Consider the following 21257-nt stretch of genomic DNA (forward strand, 5'->3'; position numbering starts at 1 on the left):
AACCGGCTCCTGACGACAACCCTCATAGACTCCTTTACCAGTCAAACGGGCATCCTGTGCAGCCTTCCATATACGTACCTTCAAAGGTAGCGTAGTGAATTCTGCTGTTGGTCAGGTTTGCATCAGCCAGATTGGCCAGCCCGAGCTTTGCCTCCTGCAAGTTGGCTCCATGCAGATTGGCACCCTGAAAGTCAGCCTTGGGTAGCCAGGCAATTTCAAAATTGCTGAAAGACAGGTTGCTGCCTTGTAGCTTGGCGCCGGAAAACCTTGAAAAGGAAAAGTTGGCTCCGGTCAGATCTGACTGGCTGAAGTCGGCGCCTTGCGCAAACAGGTATTCGGCCTGCATGCCCTGAAGTTTTGCGTCTCGCACCTTTGCGCCGCGCATCGTGGCCCGGTAAGCCTGCAGACGATAACCGCTGACACCATTGAGGTTGGCGCCGTCCAGATTGGCGCCGCGCAGGTTGGTGTGGTTCAGGTTAGCACCACTCAGGTTGGCGCCTTTGAAATTGGCACCGCGTAAATCCATATTCGACAGGTCGGCGCCTTGCAGGTCAACGCTTTCGCACTTGGCGTTGTGCTCCAGGACGCAGCCATTGAGCACCGGTGCCTGGTCTTGTCCGGCCATATAGTCGCCGGCGATAAGGGGGGATGTGAGCAGTAAAAGCGAAGTGCTGATAAGCAGTTTCATAATGTAAACTCTACAGTTATGTGCTCAGGAGAAGGGCCTGGTGCGTTCACACCAGGCCCTGGCGGTTTGGAACTTAACGGGAAGCCTGCGCCCAGGAGGGCAGTTTGAACACCCAGAACGAACCGCCCTGGGAGATCGGCTTGGTCAGTTCGGCCATATCACCACCCCACAAGGGAACTGCTCCACCGTAGCCAGAGGCCACGCCGACATATTGCTCACCGTCCATCTCCCAGGTGATGGGTGAGGAGATAATTCCGGAACCTGTCTGGAATTGCCAGAGCACCTCACCGGTTTCGGAGTTAAAGGCCTTCAGGTAGCCATCACCTGTACCCGTAAACACCAGTCCGCCTTTTGTGGTGAGCACGCCGCCCCACAGGGGCATATTTTCTTTGTGTTCCCATTCAATTTCGCCACTGACCGGGTCCATAGCTCTGAGAATACCGACATGGTCGTCGTACATGCGCTTGATGCGGAAGCCTTGTCCCAGGTAAGCAGCACCTTTTTTGTACGTGACTTCTTCTGTCCAGTAATCTTCTTTCCAGTGATTGGCTGGAATGTAGAACAAGCCGGTGTCAGGGCTATAGGCCATCGGGTTCCAGTTTTTGCCACCCAGGAACGGTGGTGACACTTCAATGGATTCGCCACGGGTTTCGCCTTCTTTGACGGGTGGTGGGCGCTGACCTTTATTTTCCATCGGGCGCCCATCATCACCAATGCCTGAGGCCCAGGTAATGTTGTCAACAAATGGGAAACCCTTTTTGAACTCGCCGTTGGCGCGGTCAACTACGTAGAAGAAACCATTACGGTCTGCATGGCCGGTGGCTTTAACAGTTTCGCCGTCTTCGGTGTATTCGAATAGGACCAGCTCGTTGTTGCCGGAGAAATCCCAGGCGTCGTTAGGGGTGTGCTGATAGAACCATTTAACTTCGCCTGTGGTTGGGTCTACACCCACCTGGCCGGAGGTATAGAGGTTGTCATAATCGGCCGGATCGCCGCCGGGAGAGGTTCGGTGCCAGGTATTCCAGGGTGCCGGGTTGCCTGCGCCAACAATAATGGTATTGGTTTCAGCGTCAAAACTGGCGCTTTGCCAGGGGGCGCCGCCGCCCTGGCTCCAAGCCTCTACTTTTCCGGTTTCAGTGTTGGGGTCATCAGGCCAGCTGGGTGCATTTGCATCGCCGGTCGGGGTGCTTTGCTCGCCATTCAGACGCCCGAAATGGCCTTCCACGAATGGGCGCATCCACACTTCTTCACCGGTTTCAGGGTCACGGGCAAACAGTTTACCCACAATGCCAAACTCATCGCCGGAAGATCCGTGAATCAGCAGAACTTTGCCGGTTTTCTGATCTTTGACCAGAGTCGGAGCTCCCGTCATTGTATAGCCCGCTTCGTGATCGCCGAACTTCTCGCGCCAAACCACTTTGCCCGTATCTTTATTAAGAGCAACAATGCCGGCATCAAGGGTGCCAAAGAACACCTTGTCCCCAAAAATTGCAGCACCGCGGTTGACCACGTCACAACAGGGGCGAATGCCTTCGGGCAGGCGGTGGGTATACTCCCATAGACGTTTGCCAGATTTTGCATCCAGCGCGAATATGCGCGAGTAGGATGCAGTCACGTAAATCACGCCGTCGTGAATCAGCGCCTGGGATTCCTGTCCGCGCTGCTTCTCGTCACCAAACGAGAAGGACCAGGCCGGAACCAGCCTCTCCACATTGTCCCGGTTCAGCGTGGTCATGGGGCTGTAACGCTGGGCTTTTGGGCCGATTCCGTAACCCAGCACGTTATGCACGGATTCAGCATCGTTGGCAATATCGTCCCAGGTTACCCCTGCAGCGTGACTTTGCGTAGCGACCAGTCCGCTACCTGAGCCCAGAAGCAGGGCCAAACCGATTCCGCGGATTAATGGGCGTTGTTTGCTTATGATTTTCATATTCATTCCTCAGGTTATTGTTGTGACGTCTTCGCTGTTGTACTCGACGCACCGAGTATTGGCCTGAGGCGCCGCCCACAGCGACGGCAAAATCCATTGAAGAATCGGGAAAAAACCACAAAAAACCGGGAAAAATGCCCGTAAGCCCTCTTTGTTGCTGATAAATGGTCGCTTTACGGGGCGCAGATGTGCCTGTCGTGCTTTGGGCTTCGCTCCGACTGCCTACTACCAAGGAACTAAGCCGAGACCTCGAAAGTGGCATTCGGATTCACTGGTGCTGTTCTTACACTGGTTACAGTTGCTGGCAGCTCATAAATCCAATAGCCAGAGCATCAGGCATCAACAGAGGTAAGAATCATGGCACGCTACTTTTCATTCTCGCTTTTCCGTTCATTAACCGTCAGAGCGCTGTCAACGGCGGCCCTGTTAAGCGCTGCAGGCTTGGTTGTAGCGCATGGCAACGTGACGCCGCAGGCTGTTGATACCGGCGACCTTCCGGTTCTGGGCGAAGAGATTCTGTATGAAAACCCGTTCCGTGATGGCGGTTCCCACAGCGATGCAAACTCGCTCGCGGTACAGATCGGAGAGAGTGCATACGCTGGCAATTGCGCTGCCTGCCACGGTATCAGGGCAATGTCGGGTGGATTGACTCCGGATTTGCGCGAACTTTCAGAGTGGGACGATGAGTACTTCATGACCCGGGTACAGAATGGTACCGACCGTGGTATGCCGTCCTGGAAAACGACCCTGGATCAAAACGCCATTTGGGCAATAAAAACCTACGTCGAATCATTACCCAAGCCTGAGTGAACGGCTTTGGTGTCAAAAAATGTGTTCGATAATGGGCTGGCGTTGCGCTGGCCCTTTGCCGTTGGGGAGAAAACAATGAAAGCGCTATTTCTGTGTTTGATGATGATGCTGGTGTTTCAAGCGGGCGTTGCACAGGAGGTAGACGATGGCGATTTGCTTCTGAACCGCCCGGCGGAGCGCAACTACGACATCATTCTTCAATCCGGGTATCTGAAAGTCGGCGTTTATCAGAACTTCCCGCCGTATTCCTACATGGCCGACGGGGAACCGCGGGGAATTGATGTTGAACTGGGCAAGCGCATTGCGGCAGAGATGGGTGTTGAGTTCAAAGTGCACTGGATAGTGCCGGATGAAAACCTGGGTGATGACCTGCGCAACAATGTATGGAAAGGACACTATCTTGCCAAGCGACGGCTGGCGGACGTGATGATGCGGGTGCCCTACGATAAAAAATACGCCTATATGCAAGACTCCACTGGCGAATACATGAATGAGCAGGTTGTGCTATTTGGCCCTTATCAGCAGGAGACCTGGCAAATTGCCTATAATCCGCAAAAACTGGAGTCGGTCGACACCATAGCGATGTTTCAATACCACCCGATTGGCGTGGAAATTGACACCCTGCCAGACTTTTACCTGACCTCGGGGTTGAACGGTCGTATCCGTGACAAAGTGCGCCACTATGCCAATGTGCAAGAGGCGTTTGGTGCTATGCGTAATGGCCAGGTAAGCGCTGTAATGGGCATGCGCGCCGAAATCGACCATGAACTGGCCAGGCAGGAAAACAGTAATTTCAAGGCGGCCGGCAATGGTTTTCCGGGTATTGGCAAGCAGGTTTGGGATGTGGGTATGGCCATCAAACATACCCATCGTCAGCTGGGTTACGCGCTGGAAGAGATCATCGGAACCCTGGTGAAGTCGGGCGAGCTGGACGCTTTGTTCACCGCGCAGAGCTTGCGCTACAGCCTGCCGCAATACTACCGGGCATTTCTGAGTGAGGAAGCCATTGCCCGAGCTGAAGGTGCGAACTGACACGCCTTGGTTAGTATTTTCAAACTGCAAATCTAACCGCAGCCCGTGCACTCAGCACGGGCTTTTTTTTGGGTAGTACGACCAAGTGATGAGAAAACCACTTCCGCGGTGGCATTGTTGATTGGACGGGCAAAGCGAAGAATCTGCTAACAGCCGGGAAAACTTCCCGGCTTACCGAAAACCGACAACAAGAGACTCGGAGAACGCAATCATGAGACCCAACAGATTCGGCATTCGCATTGCAGTCAGCACCCTGGCGTTGGCTGTGTCATGCGGCACCCAGGCCGTCACCGATAACGATATCCTTAACGATGCCAGCACGCCAGAGGACATCGTCAGCTATGGCATGGGTACTCAAGGCCAACGGTTCAGCACCATTGACGACTTGAATACCGATAACATCCGTTTTTTGCAGCCGGCCTGGGCATTTTCATTTGGCAGCGAAAAAATGCGGGGCCAGGAATCGCAGCCCATGATCAAAGATGGGGTGATGTATGTGACCGCCTCTTATTCCCGTGTTTACGCAATCGATGCGCGTACTGGTGAAGAGCTTTGGCAATACGATGCTCGCCTGCCGGATGGCATTATGCCTTGTTGCGACGTGGTTAACCGGGGTGTTGCTCTGTACGGCGACAAAGTGTATTTCGGCACTCTCGATGCCAAGCTGGTGGCTTTGAACAAAGATACCGGCAAGCCTGTCTGGATTAAAAAGGTTGCCGACTATCAGGCTGGTTACGCCATCACGGCTGCGCCCATTGTGGTCAAGGGAAAGCTGATCACAGGCGTGTCAGGCGGTGAGTTTGGTGTGGTGGGCAAAGTCGAAGCCTACGACCCTGAAAGCGGTGACCTGATCTGGACACGACCTACGGTTGAAGGTCACATGGGTTATGTCTACAAAGACGGAAAAGCCGTTGAGAACGGTATTTCCGGCGGCGAAGCCGGTAAAACCTGGCCAGGCGATTTGTGGAAAAACGGTGGTGCTGCAACCTGGTTGGGTGGTACCTACGATCCGGACACCGATTCACTGTTTTTTGGCACAGGCAACCCTGCGCCCTGGAATTCACACCTGCGCCCGGGCGACAACCTGTTTTCATCCTCGCGTCTGGCTATCGACCCTAATGACGGTAGCATCAAATGGCACTTCCAGACCACGCCCCACGACGGTTGGGATTACGATGGTGTGAATGAGCTGATTTCATTCAACTACGAAGATGATGGCAAAAAAGTGATGGCAGCGGCCACAGCTGACCGTAACGGATTTTTCTATGTTCTGAACCGCGAGAATGGCGACTTCATTCGCGGTTTCCCCTTCGTCGACAAAATCACCTGGGCCACCGGACTTGATCCGAAAACTGGCCGGCCTATTTTTGCAGAAGGTGGGCGTCCGGGTGATCCGTCTTCAGTAGATGGCGCAAAAGGCGAAACGGTTCTGGCACAGCCGGCGTTCCTTGGGGGTAAAAACTGGATGCCAATGGCGTTCAGCCAGGACACGGGCCTCTTTTATGTTCCTTCGAACGAGTGGTCGATGGACATCTGGAATGAGCCAGTGTCTTACAAGAAGGGCGGCGCCTATCTGGGCGCAGGCTTCACCATTAAACCTGCGAATGACGATTACATCGGTGTTCTGCGGGCAATGGACCCGAAAACCGGAGAGGAAGTGTGGCGCTATGAAAACCCCGCACCTTTATGGGGTGGAGTAATGGCCACCGCCGGTAATCTGGTCTTTACCGGCACTCCGGAAGGTTACCTCAAAGCGTTTGATGCAAAAACTGGTGAAGAACTTTACAAGTTCAACACTGGCTCCGGTGTGGTAGGCACTCCAGTCACCTGGACCATGGATGGCGAGCAGTATATTTCTGTTGCGTCGGGTTGGGGTGGAGCTGTTCCTCTATGGGGTGGCGAGGTAGCCAAGGTCGTTAAAGATTTTAACCAGGGCGGTATGGTGTGGACCTTCAGACTGCCGAAGGACCGCGTTGCCAGTCAGTAACTCCCAAGTGCTATGAATATGGGCGCCAGGGGGCAATAGTGAACAGCTCTGGCGTCTACTACCAAGGGAGGAGTTTTTCGCCTCTATCGCAGCATTCAACAGAGAACCGTTAGTGCCTATATTGATTTCGTTAACGTGAAAGCCCACCTTGGCGAGCAACAAACACAAAAAGAGGTTTAAACCATGATCTACGCACAACCAGGAAAGGAAGGCTCGGTCGTTTCTTTCAAATCCCGATATGGAAACTACATTGGCGGCGAGTGGGTTGCCCCGGTAAAAGGGCAGTATTTTGAAAACATCACGCCGGTTACCGGCGATGTGATCTGCGAGATTCCGCGCTCAACCGAGGAAGATATTGATCTGGCTCTGGACGCTGCACACAAAGCTGCACCGGCCTGGGGCAGAACTTCGCCAACCGAACGCTCCAACATACTGTTGAAAATTGCGGACCGCATTGAAGCCAATCTGGAAAAACTGGCTGTAGCGGAAACCTGGGATAACGGTAAGGCCGTTCGTGAAACCCTGAACGCCGACATTCCACTGGCTGCCGATCATTTCCGCTATTTTGCCGGCTGTATTCGTGCCCAGGAAGGCCATATGGGCGAAATCGACCACAATACCGTGGCGTATCATTTTCATGAGCCGCTGGGCGTGGTGGGGCAAATTATTCCCTGGAACTTTCCGCTGCTGATGGCGGCGTGGAAGCTGGGCCCGTGTCTGGCCGCTGGTAACTGCACAGTATTGAAGCCGGCGGAACAGACGCCTGCGAGTATTCTGGTGCTTATGGAAATCATCGGTGATTTGCTGCCACCGGGTGTTCTGAACGTGGTCAATGGCTATGGCATCGAAGCCGGTCAGGCTCTGGCGACCAGCAAGCGTATTGCCAAGATTGCTTTCACAGGCTCAACTCCGGTCGGATCACACATTCTCAAATGCGCTGCTGAAAACATCATTCCCTCCACTGTGGAGCTGGGTGGTAAGTCGCCCAATATCTATTTCTCGGACGTGATGAAGGCAGAGCCTGAGTTCGTCGATAAGTGTGTAGAGGGTCTGGTTCTGGCGTTCTTTAACCAGGGTGAAGTCTGCACCTGCCCATCCCGCGCTCTGGTGCAGGAAGATATGTATGACGAATTTATGGAAAAAGTTGTTGCCCGTACCAAGTCGATCAAGCGTGGCAATCCGCTGGACACTGATGTTCAGGTAGGCGCTCAGGCCAGTAAAGAACAGTTCGACAAGATAATGTCCTACCTTGAAATCGGGAAGCAGGAAGGCGCGGAGGTTCTGACCGGTGGTAATCGTGAGCATCTGGAGGGTGATTTGGCTAACGGTTTCTATATTCAGCCGACGCTGTTCAAGGGCGATAACAAGATGCGGGTTTTCCAGGAGGAGATCTTCGGCCCTGTCGTAGGTGTGACAACCTTCAAGACTGAGGAAGAAGCTCTTGCGATCGCCAACGATACTGAGTTTGGTCTGGGCGCTGGTGTCTGGTCCCGGGATACCAATGTGGCGTATCGCATGGGTCGCAACATTCAGGCCGGCCGGGTATGGATGAACTGTTATCACGCGTATCCGGCTCACGCAGCGTTCGGTGGTTACAAAAAGTCGGGTGTTGGGCGCGAAACCCATAAACTGGCGCTGGATCACTATCAGCAAACCAAGTGCATGCTGACTAGCTACGATATTAATCCATTGGGCTTTTTCTGACGAAGACGCCACCGTCTTGCTCCCCACACGGGTCTGATGGTGGAACTGCACACCGGGTGTGCACCATCTTTCCCCCAGCGTTTGCTGGGGGTTTTTTTTGGCGGGGGAGAAAGCTACGCGCTGAACCCAACTAAAGGCGCCCCTAAAACAGTGCGAAAGTACCATATTGGTTGCTGCCGTCTGGCTTTAGGATTGTTATGGGAATGCGGTAAACAGGCCGTCATTCTCCTGACACGCAAGCAATCATGATAAAAAAAGAGGTAAGTGTTATGTGGACAAAACCAGCTTATGAAGATCTGCGTATCGGTTTCGAAGTTACTATGTACTTCGCCAACCGCTGAAGTCTGAAGCGGCCAGCGCCCCGGCGCTGGCCGTTTTACTTCCGGAGCTTCTGCTTATGTATATTCAGGTTCTTGGTTCAGCGGCTGGTGGTGGTTTCCCCCAGTGGAACTGTAATTGTGCGAACTGTGACGGTTTTCGAAAAGGTACCATTAACGCCCACGCCCGCACGCAGTCATCCATCGCGGTCAGTGAAGATGGCGAGCGTTGGATTCTGTTTAATGCTTCTCCGGATATTCGCGCCCAGCTATCCGCTTTCCCCGCCATGCAGCCGGCGCGAGAACTTCGCGACACTGGCATTGCAGCTGTTTTGCTGATTGACAGCCAGGTGGATCACACCACCGGCCTGTTGACCTTGCGAGAAGGCTTGCCGCTGGATGTCTGGTGCACCGCCCAGGTTCATGAAGACCTGAGCGCTGGTTTTCCATTGTTCCCGATGCTGGAGCACTGGAACGGCGGACTGCACTGGCGTGAAATACCTCTTGGCGACGGTGCGGGAGAAACCTTTGTAATACCCTGCGCGCCAAATCTGAAACTGACTGCGATACCTTTACTGAGCAACGCACCGCCATACTCTCCGCGCAGGGATCAGCCACATCCCGGAGACAATATTGGCGTGTTTATAGAAGACGCTCGCACCGGCCACACCCTGCTTTACGCGCCAGGGCTGGGCAAACCCGATCCGCATATTCTGCAACGGATGCGCCAGGCCAATGTACTGATGGTTGATGGCACGGTATGGCACGACGATGAAATGATCCGCCAGCGGGTTGGCACGAAAACAGGCCAGGATATGGGGCATCTTGCTCAGAGTGGGCCTGATGGCATGATAGAAGTGCTCGATGCCATGCCGGCCAGGCGCAAGATTCTGATACACATTAACAACACCAATCCGATTCTGAACGAGGACTCTGCCGAGCGGGTTCAGTTGGCCCGGCACGGAATTGATGTGGCCTGGGACGGAATGCACATTGATCTGTCGGGGACGCTATGAACGCCATTGTTAACACCACCCTTAATCCCGTGGACTTCGAGCGCGCGTTACGCAGCAAAGGGCGCCTTTACCATATTCATCACCCCTACCATCAGGCCATGTACGGTGGCCAATGCAGTCCGGAGCAGATCCGTGGCTGGGTGGCCAACCGTTATTATTATCAGGTGATGATTCCGCGCAAAGACGCCGCCATTATGGCTAATTGCCCGGATGCCGGCGTGCGGAAACAATGGTTGCAGAGGATTCTTGATCACGATGGCCATGATGGCGATGTGGGCGGCATTGAAGCCTGGCTTTGCCTGGCAGAAGCCGTAGGTCTGACCCGGGAAGAAGTGATTGATCAGCGCCACGTGTTGCCCGGTGTGCGCTTTGCGGTGGACGCTTATCTGAACTTTGCGCGCCGCGCCAGTTGGCAGGAGGCGGCCTGCTCCTCGCTAACGGAGCTGTTTGCACCGGAAATTCACCAATCCCGACTCGACAGCTGGCCCCGGCATTATCCGTGGATTGACGAAGCCGGCTATAGCTATTTCCGCAAACGTCTGTCTGAAGCACGGCGCGATGTGGAACATGGCCTGGCAATAACCCTGAAGTATTTCACTACGGCCGCTGATCAGGCCCGTGCCCTGGATATTCTGCAGTTCAAACTGGATATTCTGTGGAGCCTGCTGGATTCTCTGACTATGGCCTATAGCCACAAAACGCCGCCGTTTCACACGGTTACCGACCAGCAAGTCTGGCATAGGGGGCTGTGATGGCAAGCTCTGCAGCGGTTGGTGAAACAGCGGAAAACGTGCCTCGCTTCCGCCGTGGCTTTCGGTTTCAGTGGGAGCCGGTTCAGAACGGCTACGTGCTGCTTTACCCTGAAGGTATGGTGAAACTTAACGATAGCGCGGGTGCGATTCTGCGTGAAGTTGATGGTCAGCGTACTGTGCAGGATATCGTATGCGCTTTGGAAAACGCCTTTCCTGAGGCCGGGCCCTTGGCTGGCGATGTTAACGAATTTCTACAGCATGCCTGCGAACAACACTGGATTGATTTGTCATGACTGCGCCATTTGCTACGCCAGGCGTCGACAAGACAGCCAATATCGGGCCACCACTGTGGTTGTTGGCCGAGTTGACCTATCGTTGTCCGTTGCAGTGTCCTTACTGCTCGAACCCTTTGGATTTTGCCCAGACCCAGCGTGAACTCACCACGGAAGATTGGGTGAAGGTGTTGCGACAAGGGCGGGACATTGGTGCGGCCCAGTTGGGGTTTTCCGGCGGTGAGCCTCTGGTGCGGCCAGATCTGCAGGAGCTTATCGCAGAAGCCCGCCACCTGGGTTATTACAGCAATCTTATTACCTCGGGCCTGGGCCTGACCGAGCGCAAAGTCGAGGCGTTTGCCAGCGCCGGGCTGGATCATATTCAGGTCAGCTTTCAGGCTTCCGATCCGGAACTGAATAACGCCGTGGCAGGTTCGCGCAAGGCGTTTGAACAAAAGCTGGCAATGGCCCGCGCGGTGAAAGAAGCGGGTTACCCCATGGTTCTGAACTTTGTAATCCACCGGCATAATATTCACCAGATGACCGACATCATGGGGCTGTGTGATCGTCTGGGTGCCGACTACGTGGAACTGGCCACCTGCCAGTATTACGGTTGGGCGTTCAAGAATCGCGAGGGGCTGATGCCGTCGCGAGCACAACTGGAGAAAGCCGAACGCGAAGTGAATGAGTATCGCGCGCGTCAGGCAGAAGCCGGCTCAGAAATGAAGCTGATTTTTGTCACCCCCGACTATTACGAAGAACGTCCGAAAGCCTGTATGAATGGCTGGGGCAGTCTGTTTTTGACAGTGGCCCCGGATGGCACGGCATTGCCTTGCCACAGCGCGCGCCTGCTACCGATTGATTTCCCCAATGTGCGCGACAAAGACCTGAAGCATATCTGGTACGACAGCCCCGGTTTTAACCACTATCGCGGTGATCACTGGATGCCGGAGCCCTGCCGGTCCTGTGATGAAAAAGACAAGGATTTTGGCGGCTGCCGCTGCCAGGCCTTCCTGCTCACCGGCAACGCCGACAACGCAGATCCGGTGTGCAGCAAGTCGGCTCACCACGATCGCATCCTGGCCGCACGTCAGGCGGCCGACCACGCAACTGCAGGTATTGAGGAGCTGACCTATCGTAACGCCGGCAATTCGCGGATGTTCTTCCGCAGCTGACCAGTCACGCGCCAAAGGCCTTCTGAGCGCTGCGGAGGCCTGCGCCGGCTTTATCCAGCGTAGCGGCTTATGCGCTTCGGATGCCGGGATTTTCTGGTTGCAAAGTGATCCGGAAACCGGCTCCAACAAGGTGTGGCAGCTGAATAGGGAAGGGGCGGCATCGCCGCTGACCAATTTCCCTGACAGCATCCGCAGCCGAGTGAATGGATATGGTGGCGGCGCCTTCACAGCTTCGCAGGATGGCATGTTTGCAGTCAGCGATGACCAATGCATCGTGTTTGCCCGCAACGCGAGTGAGCGGAGCCAGACCCTGACTACCGATAAAGCTGCATATGGCGGACTGGTTGCTGACCCCATGCGGCAGCGGGTACTGGCAGTGCGTGAGACCGGGCAGGGCGAAGCCGATGGCCAGCAGCAACTGGTTGCGGTGGGCTGTGATGGTTCGTTGACAGTGCTGCACCAGGGTGAGGACTTTTACAGCGCGCCTGCGTTGTCTGCCGACGCCTGCCACATTGCCTGGGTTAGCTGGCAGTTGCCCGACATGCCCTGGATACAGACCCGGCTTTGGACGGCAAGGGTGTCTGAAGACGGCACACTGGAGCAGCTTCAGTTACATCCAGCACCGCATGCTGCCTCGATTCAGCAGCCGGTATTTGCCGGTCAGGAACTCTGGGTGCTGTCTGATCATGACGGTTGGTGGCAGCCCTGGCTGCTTGATCTGCAAAGCCCGGGGAGAGCGTGGGCAAAAATCGATGTACCCGAACGCGACCACGCAAATGCGCCCTGGCAACTGGCTGAGGCTCACCACTGCCCGTTACCTGGCGGTGGTTGGGCTCGAGCCCATTATCATCAAGGTCGTGGCGAGATGTGGCTGTCTGGCGGCAAACACTCAAAACCCGTTCGGGTAGCACCCGGGTTCAGTGACTTTCGTAGTTTGTGTACCGCCGGTGGTTTTTTGTATGCCATCGGGCGCTCGCCTGATCGATTAGACGCTGTGCTCAGGATAGATCCGACAAGTGCGGGCGTGGAGGTGGCCGCAGGAGGTGAGCCGGCTCTACCCGGGCGTGCCCCGGCGTACCCTGTTGTGTTTCAGGTACCCGCCGTTGCGCAGGAAATCATCCCACCCCAGGGTTTCCTGTATTTGCCGTTGGCGCCCAACGCCGAGCCTCTGGCGCTGATTCTGATGGTCCACGGCGGGCCGACTTCGGCAGCTTACCCTGTATTCAACCCTTTGGTTCAGTTCTGGTGCCAGCGCGGCTTCGCAGTTGCGGAAGTAAATTATCGTGGCAGCAGCGGGTATGGCCGTGCATTCAGATTGGCTCTGGCAGAGCGCTGGGGCGACATTGATGTGCAAGACATGGCGCGAGCCGCAGACTTCCTGGAAGCCGCAGGCTACGTGAATGGAAAGAACACGTTCATTCAGGGCCGCAGTTCTGGCGGTTACACGGCGTTGATGGCCCTGAGTCAGGATCAGCGCTACAGTGCTGGTGCAAGTCAGTTCGGCGTTACCGACCCGCTGCAGCTAAGGCGTATGACACACCGCTTTGAATCCGGTTATCTAGACTGGTTACTGGGCAACCCCGACGATCATCCGCAACGCTGGCAGGAGCGAACACCTCGCTTACGCGCGGCCGCAATGGCTTCGCCGGTGATCTTTTTTCAGGGCGAACAGGACAAAGTGGTCGTGCCTGAACAGACTCGCGTGATGGTCGCGACCATGAAGCAAGCGGGTCAGAAACCTGAGCTGCACTGGTTCCTGAATGAAGGCCACGGCATTTTAAAGCAGGCGAACCAGGTGGCTATGCTCGAAGCACTCTACGGCTTTTATCAACGGCATTGTCAAGACAGCTGATGAACGCAGCCAAAGCTTGAGTTAAACTGTCAACTACTGCTTATAAAAACAAAATCAATCTCGAGTGCATGATCATGGGTCACGACCTGTCCGCTTTAAGAAAGTTTGTTTCGCCAGAGATCGTATTCGGAGTCGGATCAAGAAAGTCTGTTGCCAATTTCGCCAGTAATTTCGGTGCGAAACATGTGTTTCTCGTTTCTGATCCTGGCGTGGCGGCCGCTGGTTGGGTGGGTGAAATCGTTACCCTGTTAGCCGATGCCGGCATACGTAGCACGGTTTATACCGGAGTTTCTGCCAATCCCCGCGTTGATGAAGTCATGGCCGGCGCTGAACTCTACAAATCCTCAGAGTGCGATGTCATCGTCGCCATTGGCGGCGGCAGCCCTATGGACTGTGCCAAGGGTATCGCCATTGTCGCCAGCAATGGCCGTCACATTGTGGACTTTGAAGGGGTAGACACCATAGTAAACCCGCCGCCACCGATGATTTTGATTCCCACCACCGCTGGCACCTCGGCCGATGTCTCACAGTTCGCGATCATTTCTGATCCGGCGCGTCGCTTCAAGTTTTCCATCATCAGCAAAGCGATCGTGCCGGATGTGTCGCTGATTGATCCTGAAGTGACCGAAACCATGAGCAGCTATCTGACGGCCTGTACCGGTGTTGACGCACTGGTTCATGCAATAGAAGCTTACGTGTCCACAGGTAGCGGGCCGCTAACAGATGCCCACGCTCTAGAGGCGATTCGGCTGATTAACCGCAACCTGGAGCCGCTGGTGGCTAATACCGCCGATGGGTACTTACGCGAGCAGATCATGTTGGCATCCATGCAAGCCGGGCTGGCCTTCTCCAATGCCATCCTTGGTGCGGTTCATGCAATGTCCCACAGCCTGGGGGGATTCCTGGATTTGCCCCACGGTTTGTGTAACGCCATGCTGCTGGAGCACGTGGTGGCGTACAATTTCCGCTCTGCGGACGACCGTTTTCGCCGTGTTGCCGAAGCCATGGATATCGACACCCGGGGTATGAGCCAGGCCGAAATCCAGAAGCGCTTGATGAATCGCATTATACAGCTCAAGCGTGCAGTCGGGCTGGAGGCCAGGCTTTCAGAGTTGGGCGTCAGCGTGTCTGACATTCCGTCGCTCTCCGGGTTTGCGTTGCAGGATCCGTGTATTTTGACCAATCCGCGCAAATCAACACTTCGCGATGTTCAGGTTGTTTATGAAGAAGCCCTCTGACCGCCCGGACGGTTATGAAGTTGGTGATCTTCTGGGCCTGGGCAGCCAATCGGTTCGCAAGAATTACTACCCGGCCTTGCAAGCGCGTATAGAGGAGCTGGAACAAGAGCGAAATCGTTACAAGTGGCTGTTTGAAAAAGCATTACACGGTATTTTTCAAGGTGATTTGCGGGGTGGATTCCTGGCCTGCAACCCCGCGATGGCCAAGATTTGTGGCTATGCAAGCCCTGAAGATCTGAAAACCCGCGTTATTCGCTTACGTGAGCAGCTGTTTTGTAGCTCCAGCGAATTCGATGTGTTGCGTCAGGAACTGCTTAACAACGGTAGTTTGAGTGCCCGTGAAATTCGCTTGCGACGTGCCGACGCCACGCCGGTCAATGTGGCTATAACTTTGCTCAGGCGGCCGGATTTGGGGCCAGAAGTGGTCGAGGCTTTTGTGGCGGATATCACTGAGAGGGTGCAAGCGCGACAGAAGTTGGTACAGATGAATGCAGACCTGGAACAGCGGGTACAGGACCGCACCAGGGCGCTGCAGGATGCAAACGCCGGGTTGCACTTCCAGATTAGAGAGAGGGAAAAAGTCGAGCGCGAACTGGTGGTTGCCGCCAAGGCCGCAAGCGATGCCAACCGTAGTAAAGACAAGTATCTGGCGGCAGCAAGCCATGACTTGTTACAGCCACTCAACGCTGCGAGGCTGACGATATCGGCGCTGCAGGAAAGTGCATTGCCGACGGAAGAAGCGAGAATGGTGCATCAGGTGCACCGTGCCCTTGAAGGTGCCGAGGATTTGTTGGCGGACTTGTTGGATATATCAAAACTGGATCAACAGGCCATGGTGCCCGATCTGGTATTGGTAGATGTCGCTGCCCTGGCCAAAGGCCTGGGTGAGGAATTCGAAGCCGTAGCCGCCAACGCTGGTTTAAGGTTCCACGTTCGCACCATTCCGGCTCTGGTAAAAACCGATCAGCGTATGCTCATTCGTATTCTCCGTAACCTGTTGAGTAATGCCTTTCGCTACACCCGCAGTGGCCGGGTTCTGCTGGCACTGAGAGCCCGCCGCAACAGTCTCCGGATTGAAGTGTGGGATACCGGCGTGGGTATTGAGAAAAGCAAGCTAAGGGAGATTTTTACCGAGTTTCATCAACTGTTGCCTCAAGGCAACGGCGGCCGTCAGGGCGCCGGGCTCGGGTTGGCTATAGTTGAGCGTATGGTGTCGGTGTTGGGTTACCAGATAGAGCTGGCTTCACGTCCGGGCAGAGGTTCGCGGTTTTCCGTAGTGCTGCCTGTGGACATGCACGCAGCCCGCACGGCCGCGTTGCCCGCCGTTCAAGGTGTGCCCGGCTTTGCGCAGGGCTTTGCGGGTATTCAGGTTCTGGTGATCGATAACGAGCCAGCGATACTTGCGAGCATGAAATTGTTACTGGAACGCTGGGGTTGTCGCGTAATTACCAGCCCGGACGAGAGCCGGGCCCTGGATTATTTGCGAGAGACAAGCACCATACCTGCAGCAGTGTTGGCCGACTACCATCTTGATGATGGCAAAACAGGGTGGCAGGCCATCGAGGCCGTTCGCATGCTGCTGGGTAAGCAATTGCCCGCAGCTCTGGTTACCGCAGATTGTAGTGACGAACTGCGTAGGCAGATGCGAACGCAGCATTTGCCTGTTCTGAACAAGCCTGTTAAACCCAACCGCCTGCGAGCATTATTAACAAGCTTGTTATCAACGAGCTGACCTGGTGGCCCTCATCTTTTGTGATAAGGGCATTATGTGGCAAGTGTAGCTTTTTATTCAGGCAGTGTTTGCCCTGAGCCACCCATTTCAGCGGGCATATCCTTCATCTTTGGCAAACCATCGTGGATCGGTAACACCGATTCCTGATAGTGCACGTGAAGCGCTGGCTCAAATGTCAGTTGTGGCAGATTTGCAACGTATACGTCGACCAAACCCCAGGCCGGGTGATCGGTGAAGATATGACCGCCGCATTGCTTACACCATTTGCGGTAGCTCTGTTCTGTGAGGTGAAATTCTCCTATCTGGTCGGATCCGGACAGAACCTTCAGGGTATCAGCGGGCCACAGTGAAAAGGCATTTACTGGTCCTGCGGACCAACGCCGACACGAGTCGCAATGACAATAACCCATCGCCTCCGGTGCGCCACTGACCTGAAACTCCACTGCGCCGCAAAAACACTTGCCTTGATACTGACTCATAGCGTTGTCCTCGTATTGTTATTTGTTCTCCACGATGTCAGAACATCGGCGATGCTGTACATGGGACCAAATCAGTAATTGAAACCGACTTTAGTGGTACAAGATCCAGTTTGATCAAGCAGTATTGGCCAGGATATGCAGGCTATTGATTAAATTCCCAACCAATATCAACGCCCTTCAATAAAAGGGCGTTGTGGAGTTGCACCAGGTCTGCGCCGGCCCGCAGCCGGTCCAGGTAGTCCTGACGTGAGAGAACACCGCCATTGGTCATCAGTACTGATGAAGTGCCACTGGTACGGCGCCGGCAGGCTTCAATGGTTCTGCAGACATTGCTCTGAAGCGCTGGGTGCTGCCATTTGCTGTAGTGAAGGCGGGCACCCGGTTTCCCGAAGTCGAAGCTTATCAGGATGCCATCGACGCCACGGGATGCGAGATACTGCACAAGCTTAGTGGGGCCTTTGTTTCCGGGTACTACCTTAAGCTTGCACACAATAGGGCAGTGTTTCCGAGTCTTGCGGGTTAACGCCTGCTGGCTGTTCAGTAACCGGTCCAAGTTAGTGCGAAGCTCTTCAAAAGCAACAGATTCTGCAAGCCATCCGGGGGCGATGCACAGATAGTCTGCGGTTTTCCATGCTTTCTCGATGAGCTGCACAAGCTGCAGCGTCTCCCGCTCGGCCGATGCAGGAGTTGTCGCTGCGAGCCGGACCCCCAGCCGCGTGTCTAGTAGTGTTTCGGCGCTGGCGGAAGGAGAGCTGACAGGCCAGTTTTCTTGCGTCCAGTTGCCGAGTTCAATCGCGCCAAATCCCAGGTTGCCCGCAAGCCGGCCGAGCTTGCCAGTGGTGTCAAAGCCCGCAGCGATACCCAGGCGGTTGGGGAATGACAGGCCCATCAAGTGGACGGGAGCCGTTTCTGTGGCTTGCCTTTTACGCTCAGCCCCGGGGCAACTTGCTTGACTGAGTGCATCTGAAAAAGCCCGTTTCCGATCGTCTGGGGCAGCAGGCAAACTATCCATAACGCCGCCGGAAATCATCCATGAAAGACGTTAAAGCCGTGACCGCGAGATCGGGTTGGGCATTGTAAAGACTTGCACGGAGACCGCCAGAATGACTGTGCCCCGCCAAATTTGCCAGGCCTGATGCGGACGCTTCAGCAAGAAAGCGTTGAGTCAAATGGGCATCTTTTATGCCAAAACACACATTCATAATGGAGCGATGCTCTGAAATTGCAGGGCAGCGGTAGAAGTCGTCTTCATCGATAACGCGATAAACTGATTGGCTTTGAGAACGGTTACGAATGTGGACAGCCTTTACGCCACCCTGCGTTTCCAGCCAGTCCAGCATCAGATGGGTCAGATAGATGGCAAACATCAAGGGCGTGTTAATACGGTTGTGTTGTTCCAGTTGTAACTGATAGTTAAATACAGTTGGAGTTTCCGGGCGCGCATTCCCCAATAAATCGTCTCGGATAATGGCAATAACCAGCCCGGTGGGGCCGAGATTTTTTTGTGTTCCGGCGTAGATCATGCCGTAGTGTTGGAAGTCTATCGGGCGTGAAAGAAACTCGGATGTCATATCTGCAACCAGGGGAATGCTCCCGCAGTCCGGGTCGCTCTGGAACTGAACACCGTTTGCCGTTTCGTTCGGGGTTATATGGCAATACCGGATCTTTTCAGTGAGAGTCCATTGCGAAACCGGAGGTATACGGTCAAAACCGGTGTCACGGCTGCTGGCAACCACCAGAGCCGGGCCGTATCTCTGTCCTTCTTCTATTGCTCTTGCTGACCAGTGACCTGTTTCCACATAACCAGCGGTAGCGTGTGGGGGTAGGAGATTAAGAGGAATGAGCGAGAACTGTGCGGATGCTCCACCCTGAAAGAATAAAATATGATAATGGTCGGGTAAGGCCAATGCTGTTCTGATCTGATTCCGGGTTGTGTCCATTAACGCTCTGAATTCATCGCAGGTGAATGGCGCTTCCAGCAACGAATGCCCCAGCCCTCGCCAATCGACCAGGCTAGCACGCGCCCGCTCCAGCACTTCGGGCGGCATGGTAGCCGGCCCCGCGGCAAAGTTGTGCGTTGGCCCGGGGCTGCCCATCAGTACAAAGACAACCCGTGGCTACCGGCGATCATAAAAAAAATCAGCGGTAGCGAGAGAACGGTGTTGGTACGGGAGGATAAAAAAGTGATTCTGGAGCAGCGGATACGTTCTTCGTTTGATGCAGGTACAAAACCCAGCACCTTCTTTTGATGGGGCCACAGCACAAACCAGAGATTCAGTACCATAATGATACCGATCCACGCGCCAACCCCGATGACGGCATGGTGGCCCTGAAGTGCCAGAGCGTCTGAGAGAGTGCCACGATTCCAGAGCATGAAGGCGCCGGACGCTAATACTACCAGCGAGGCATATCGGAAGGTCCCATGTTCCTGCTGCATGCGACGAACCAGGTCGGGCGACTGCACGTTATCCTCCTCTGGTTCAAGTCGTAATGGAATGAACCTGGGGGTCTTCACCACATTGGCGTAGTTGTGTCCTATCCAGATCAATGCAAACACGATGTGCAGCCAACGCAGGGCGATATCCATCAGCATCCAGATCATTATTTCAGGCCTCTGTTGGAACCCAGCCGGCATCCCGGGCAATGAGGTTTTTGTGGTCCTGTTTGGTTTGCAGTGCTTTTGCTACGGCCTCCTGAACAATATGATGATGAGGTGATTTGCTGCAGGCAGGATCCGCATTGGCTGCGTCACCTGTCAGCAACATGGCCTGGCACCGGCAACCGCCAAAATCGTGTTCCTTTTCGGAACAGCTTCGGCAGGGCTCTTTCATCCAGCTGTCTCCCCGGTAGATGTTAAAACTGTCCGATTCATGCCAGATCCAACTGAGGTCGTGGTCGCGAACGTTGGGGAAGTTCAAATCAGGCAATGCTCTGGCCTGAGAGCAGGGTAAAACCACACCATCGGGAGCGACGGTCAGATGAATGCTGCCCCATCCGTTCATGCACGCTTTGGGACGGCCTTCGTAATAGTCGGGGATAACAAAGAAAATGGTTAATCTGTCACCGAATTGTTCCCGGGCCCGCGCAACTTGCACTTCAGCTTTTTCCACCGCTTCTTTGGTGGGCATCAGTTGGTCGCGGTTCACCAGTGCCCAGTTGTAATACTGAACATTCGCCAGTTCGAGATACTCAACGCCAATTTCTGCCGCCAGCTCAATAATTTCTGGTACCTGATGAATGTTGACGCTGGATATTGGGACATTCAGGACCATCGGAAAGCCAAGAGACTTGATCTCCCGGGCAATTTTTATCTTTTTGTCGTAGCAGTCAACACCGGCGAGCCAATGGGCTGTTTCTGGATGATTGGATTGAAACCCAAGCTGAATGTGCCGCAGCCCGGCCGCCTTCAGATTTTCCAGTCGTTTACGTGTCAGGCCAATTCCGGATGTAATCAGATTGGTGTAGTACCCCAGGTCATTAGCCTCTGCCACCAGCTCCTCAAGATCTTTGCGCAAGGTGGGCTCGCCACCGGAGAAACCAATCTGCATAGCGCCCATACCGCGGGCATCGCGGATTACTTTTTTCCATTCGGTCGTATTCAATTCGTTCCCGTAAGCATCCATATCTGTCGGATTGCTGCAGAACGCGCATTTAAGAGGGCATTTGTAGGTCAGTTCCAGAAGTAACCATACAGGGTTGCCCTGGCCATCAAGATTGAGATCGGATCCAGCCTTTGTCATGACACACCTCCAGAAACTGGTGAACGCGGGGTTCAATAAATTCAGGTTGTTCAGCAAACAGCTCTGAAAGCTTCAGAACGATATCGTCTACGGTATTTGTACCGTTGCAACAGTTCAGGATTTCGCCTGCAGTGGCATTCAGTTTGACGATGCCTTCCGGGTACATCAGTACGTATGCCTTCTGGGACTCCTCCCACCGGAATATGAACACCGGGGCAATGTGGAATCGTGATAGGTGATTGTAATTTTTTGAATCCGTCACGGGTTGCCTCCCAGTTGAATGGCTGGCACCTGTAGGCTGTTCCCGTAGCAGAAGTTGCCCACGGGAACAGGATAGGTGTCAGCGAACGTAGACGTAAGCTGTTACTTCAAAACCCAGTCTAAGGTCTTTGAAATCCGGATCGGTCCACTTCATGTTGATCTCCTGCATTTGTAATGAATGTTAATGGCAGGAAAACATCCTGCGCACTTCCACTCTAGGTCTCCGGATAGTGACGAATAAATGATACTTCTTGGCTAAAATTTTGAGGCTT

General features: G+C 54.5%; 21 protein-coding genes. 12 read left to right on the plus strand and 9 right to left on the minus strand.

The window, feature by feature from the left end; translation table 11 throughout:
* Positions 1-34 precede the first annotated feature (34 nt).
* Together ACN0RL_RS13025 and ACN0RL_RS13030 are read right to left on the minus strand one after the other, a co-directional pair.
* Positions 35-688 (minus strand): pentapeptide repeat-containing protein, encoded by a 654-nt coding sequence (locus ACN0RL_RS13025; RefSeq protein ID WP_417517443.1) that lies wholly within the window; start codon positions 686-688, stop codon positions 35-37.
* Between the two features lie 73 nt (positions 689-761).
* Positions 762-2618 (minus strand): methanol/ethanol family PQQ-dependent dehydrogenase, encoded by a 1857-nt coding sequence (locus ACN0RL_RS13030; protein ID WP_417517445.1) that lies wholly within the window; start codon positions 2616-2618, stop codon positions 762-764.
* A 357-nt stretch (positions 2619-2975) separates the two neighbouring features.
* On the opposite strand from ACN0RL_RS13030, the gene pedF reads away from it, so the two are divergent.
* The 12 genes from pedF (at position 2976) to ACN0RL_RS13090 (ending at position 16505) form a co-directional block, all read left to right on the plus strand.
* Positions 2976-3428, plus strand: a complete 453-nt coding sequence (pedF, locus tag ACN0RL_RS13035) for a cytochrome c-550 PedF (RefSeq protein WP_417517447.1) — start codon at positions 2976-2978, stop codon at positions 3426-3428.
* Between the two features lie 75 nt (positions 3429-3503).
* Positions 3504-4460 carry a substrate-binding periplasmic protein gene (locus ACN0RL_RS13040; protein WP_417517449.1) on the plus strand — a complete coding sequence of 319 codons (957 nt, stop codon included), beginning with the start codon at positions 3504-3506 and terminating at the stop codon, positions 4458-4460.
* Positions 4461-4671: 211 nt separating this feature from the next.
* On the plus strand, positions 4672-6447 hold the full coding sequence (locus ACN0RL_RS13045) for a PQQ-dependent methanol/ethanol family dehydrogenase (protein ID WP_417517451.1): 1776 nt from the start codon (positions 4672-4674) through the stop codon (positions 6445-6447).
* Between the two features lie 183 nt (positions 6448-6630).
* Positions 6631-8151 (plus strand): aldehyde dehydrogenase family protein, encoded by a 1521-nt coding sequence (locus ACN0RL_RS13050; RefSeq protein WP_417517453.1) that lies wholly within the window; start codon positions 6631-6633, stop codon positions 8149-8151.
* A gap of 269 nt (positions 8152-8420) precedes the next feature.
* Complete coding sequence (gene pqqA / locus ACN0RL_RS13055; RefSeq protein WP_007153157.1) at positions 8421-8492, plus strand: pyrroloquinoline quinone precursor peptide PqqA; 72 nt, start codon at positions 8421-8423, stop codon at positions 8490-8492.
* Between the two features lie 56 nt (positions 8493-8548).
* Complete coding sequence (gene pqqB / locus ACN0RL_RS13060; protein ID WP_417517455.1) at positions 8549-9484, plus strand: pyrroloquinoline quinone biosynthesis protein PqqB; 936 nt, start codon at positions 8549-8551, stop codon at positions 9482-9484.
* Positions 9481-10236 carry a pyrroloquinoline-quinone synthase PqqC gene (gene pqqC, locus ACN0RL_RS13065; protein ID WP_417517457.1) on the plus strand — a complete coding sequence of 252 codons (756 nt, stop codon included), beginning with the start codon at positions 9481-9483 and terminating at the stop codon, positions 10234-10236. Before pqqB ends, pqqC begins: the two co-directional genes overlap by 4 nt.
* On the plus strand, positions 10236-10529 hold the full coding sequence (pqqD, locus tag ACN0RL_RS13070) for a pyrroloquinoline quinone biosynthesis peptide chaperone PqqD (RefSeq protein WP_417517459.1): 294 nt from the start codon (positions 10236-10238) through the stop codon (positions 10527-10529). The genes pqqC and pqqD (ACN0RL_RS13070) overlap by 1 nt, the downstream gene beginning before the upstream one ends.
* On the plus strand, positions 10526-11683 hold the full coding sequence (pqqE, locus tag ACN0RL_RS13075) for a pyrroloquinoline quinone biosynthesis protein PqqE (RefSeq protein WP_417517461.1): 1158 nt from the start codon (positions 10526-10528) through the stop codon (positions 11681-11683). The genes pqqD (ACN0RL_RS13070) and pqqE (ACN0RL_RS13075) overlap by 4 nt, the downstream gene beginning before the upstream one ends.
* A 97-nt stretch (positions 11684-11780) precedes the next feature.
* A complete protein-coding gene (locus ACN0RL_RS13080) occupies positions 11781-13535 on the plus strand; it encodes an alpha/beta hydrolase family protein (protein WP_417517463.1) in 1755 nt (584 codons plus the stop codon).
* 74 nt (positions 13536-13609) lie between these two features.
* A complete protein-coding gene (gene ercA / locus ACN0RL_RS13085; RefSeq protein WP_417517465.1) occupies positions 13610-14773 on the plus strand; it encodes an alcohol dehydrogenase-like regulatory protein ErcA in 1164 nt (387 codons plus the stop codon).
* Positions 14757-16505, plus strand: a complete 1749-nt coding sequence (locus tag ACN0RL_RS13090) for a NahK/ErcS family hybrid sensor histidine kinase/response regulator (protein ID WP_417517467.1) — start codon at positions 14757-14759, stop codon at positions 16503-16505. The genes ercA and ACN0RL_RS13090 overlap by 17 nt, the downstream gene beginning before the upstream one ends.
* A 53-nt stretch (positions 16506-16558) precedes the next feature.
* Here the strand turns inward: ACN0RL_RS13090 and ACN0RL_RS13095 are convergent, their stop codons facing one another.
* The 7 genes from ACN0RL_RS13095 to pqqA (ACN0RL_RS13125) all read right to left on the minus strand — a co-directional run bounded on the left by ACN0RL_RS13095 (position 16559) and on the right by pqqA (ACN0RL_RS13125) (position 21154).
* On the minus strand, positions 16559-16984 hold the full coding sequence (locus tag ACN0RL_RS13095) for a GFA family protein (protein WP_417517469.1): 426 nt from the start codon (positions 16982-16984) through the stop codon (positions 16559-16561).
* A gap of 142 nt (positions 16985-17126) precedes the next feature.
* Entirely contained in the window at positions 17127-17873 is a 747-nt protein-coding gene (locus ACN0RL_RS13100) for a hypothetical protein (protein WP_417517471.1), read from the minus strand.
* Positions 17874-17988: 115 nt separating this feature from the next.
* Positions 17989-19080, minus strand: a complete 1092-nt coding sequence (serC, locus tag ACN0RL_RS13105) for a 3-phosphoserine/phosphohydroxythreonine transaminase (RefSeq protein ID WP_417517473.1) — start codon at positions 19078-19080, stop codon at positions 17989-17991.
* Positions 19080-19586: a urate hydroxylase PuuD gene (locus ACN0RL_RS13110; RefSeq protein ID WP_417517475.1), complete on the minus strand. Its 507-nt coding sequence runs from the start codon at positions 19584-19586 to the stop codon at positions 19080-19082. The genes serC and ACN0RL_RS13110 overlap by 1 nt, the downstream gene beginning before the upstream one ends.
* Positions 19587-19590: 4 nt before the next feature.
* Positions 19591-20724, minus strand: a complete 1134-nt coding sequence (gene pqqE, locus ACN0RL_RS13115; protein WP_417517477.1) for a pyrroloquinoline quinone biosynthesis protein PqqE — start codon at positions 20722-20724, stop codon at positions 19591-19593.
* Complete coding sequence (gene pqqD / locus ACN0RL_RS13120) at positions 20693-20986, minus strand: pyrroloquinoline quinone biosynthesis peptide chaperone PqqD (RefSeq protein WP_417517479.1); 294 nt, start codon at positions 20984-20986, stop codon at positions 20693-20695. The genes pqqE (ACN0RL_RS13115) and pqqD (ACN0RL_RS13120) overlap by 32 nt, the downstream gene beginning before the upstream one ends.
* Positions 20987-21064: 78 nt before the next feature.
* Complete coding sequence (gene pqqA / locus ACN0RL_RS13125; protein WP_417517481.1) at positions 21065-21154, minus strand: pyrroloquinoline quinone precursor peptide PqqA; 90 nt, start codon at positions 21152-21154, stop codon at positions 21065-21067.
* Positions 21155-21257: the final 103 nt, after the last annotated feature.

The sequence above is a fragment of the Marinobacter sp. genome (assembly GCF_048259445.1).
Lineage (GTDB): Bacteria > Pseudomonadota > Gammaproteobacteria > Pseudomonadales > Oleiphilaceae > Marinobacter.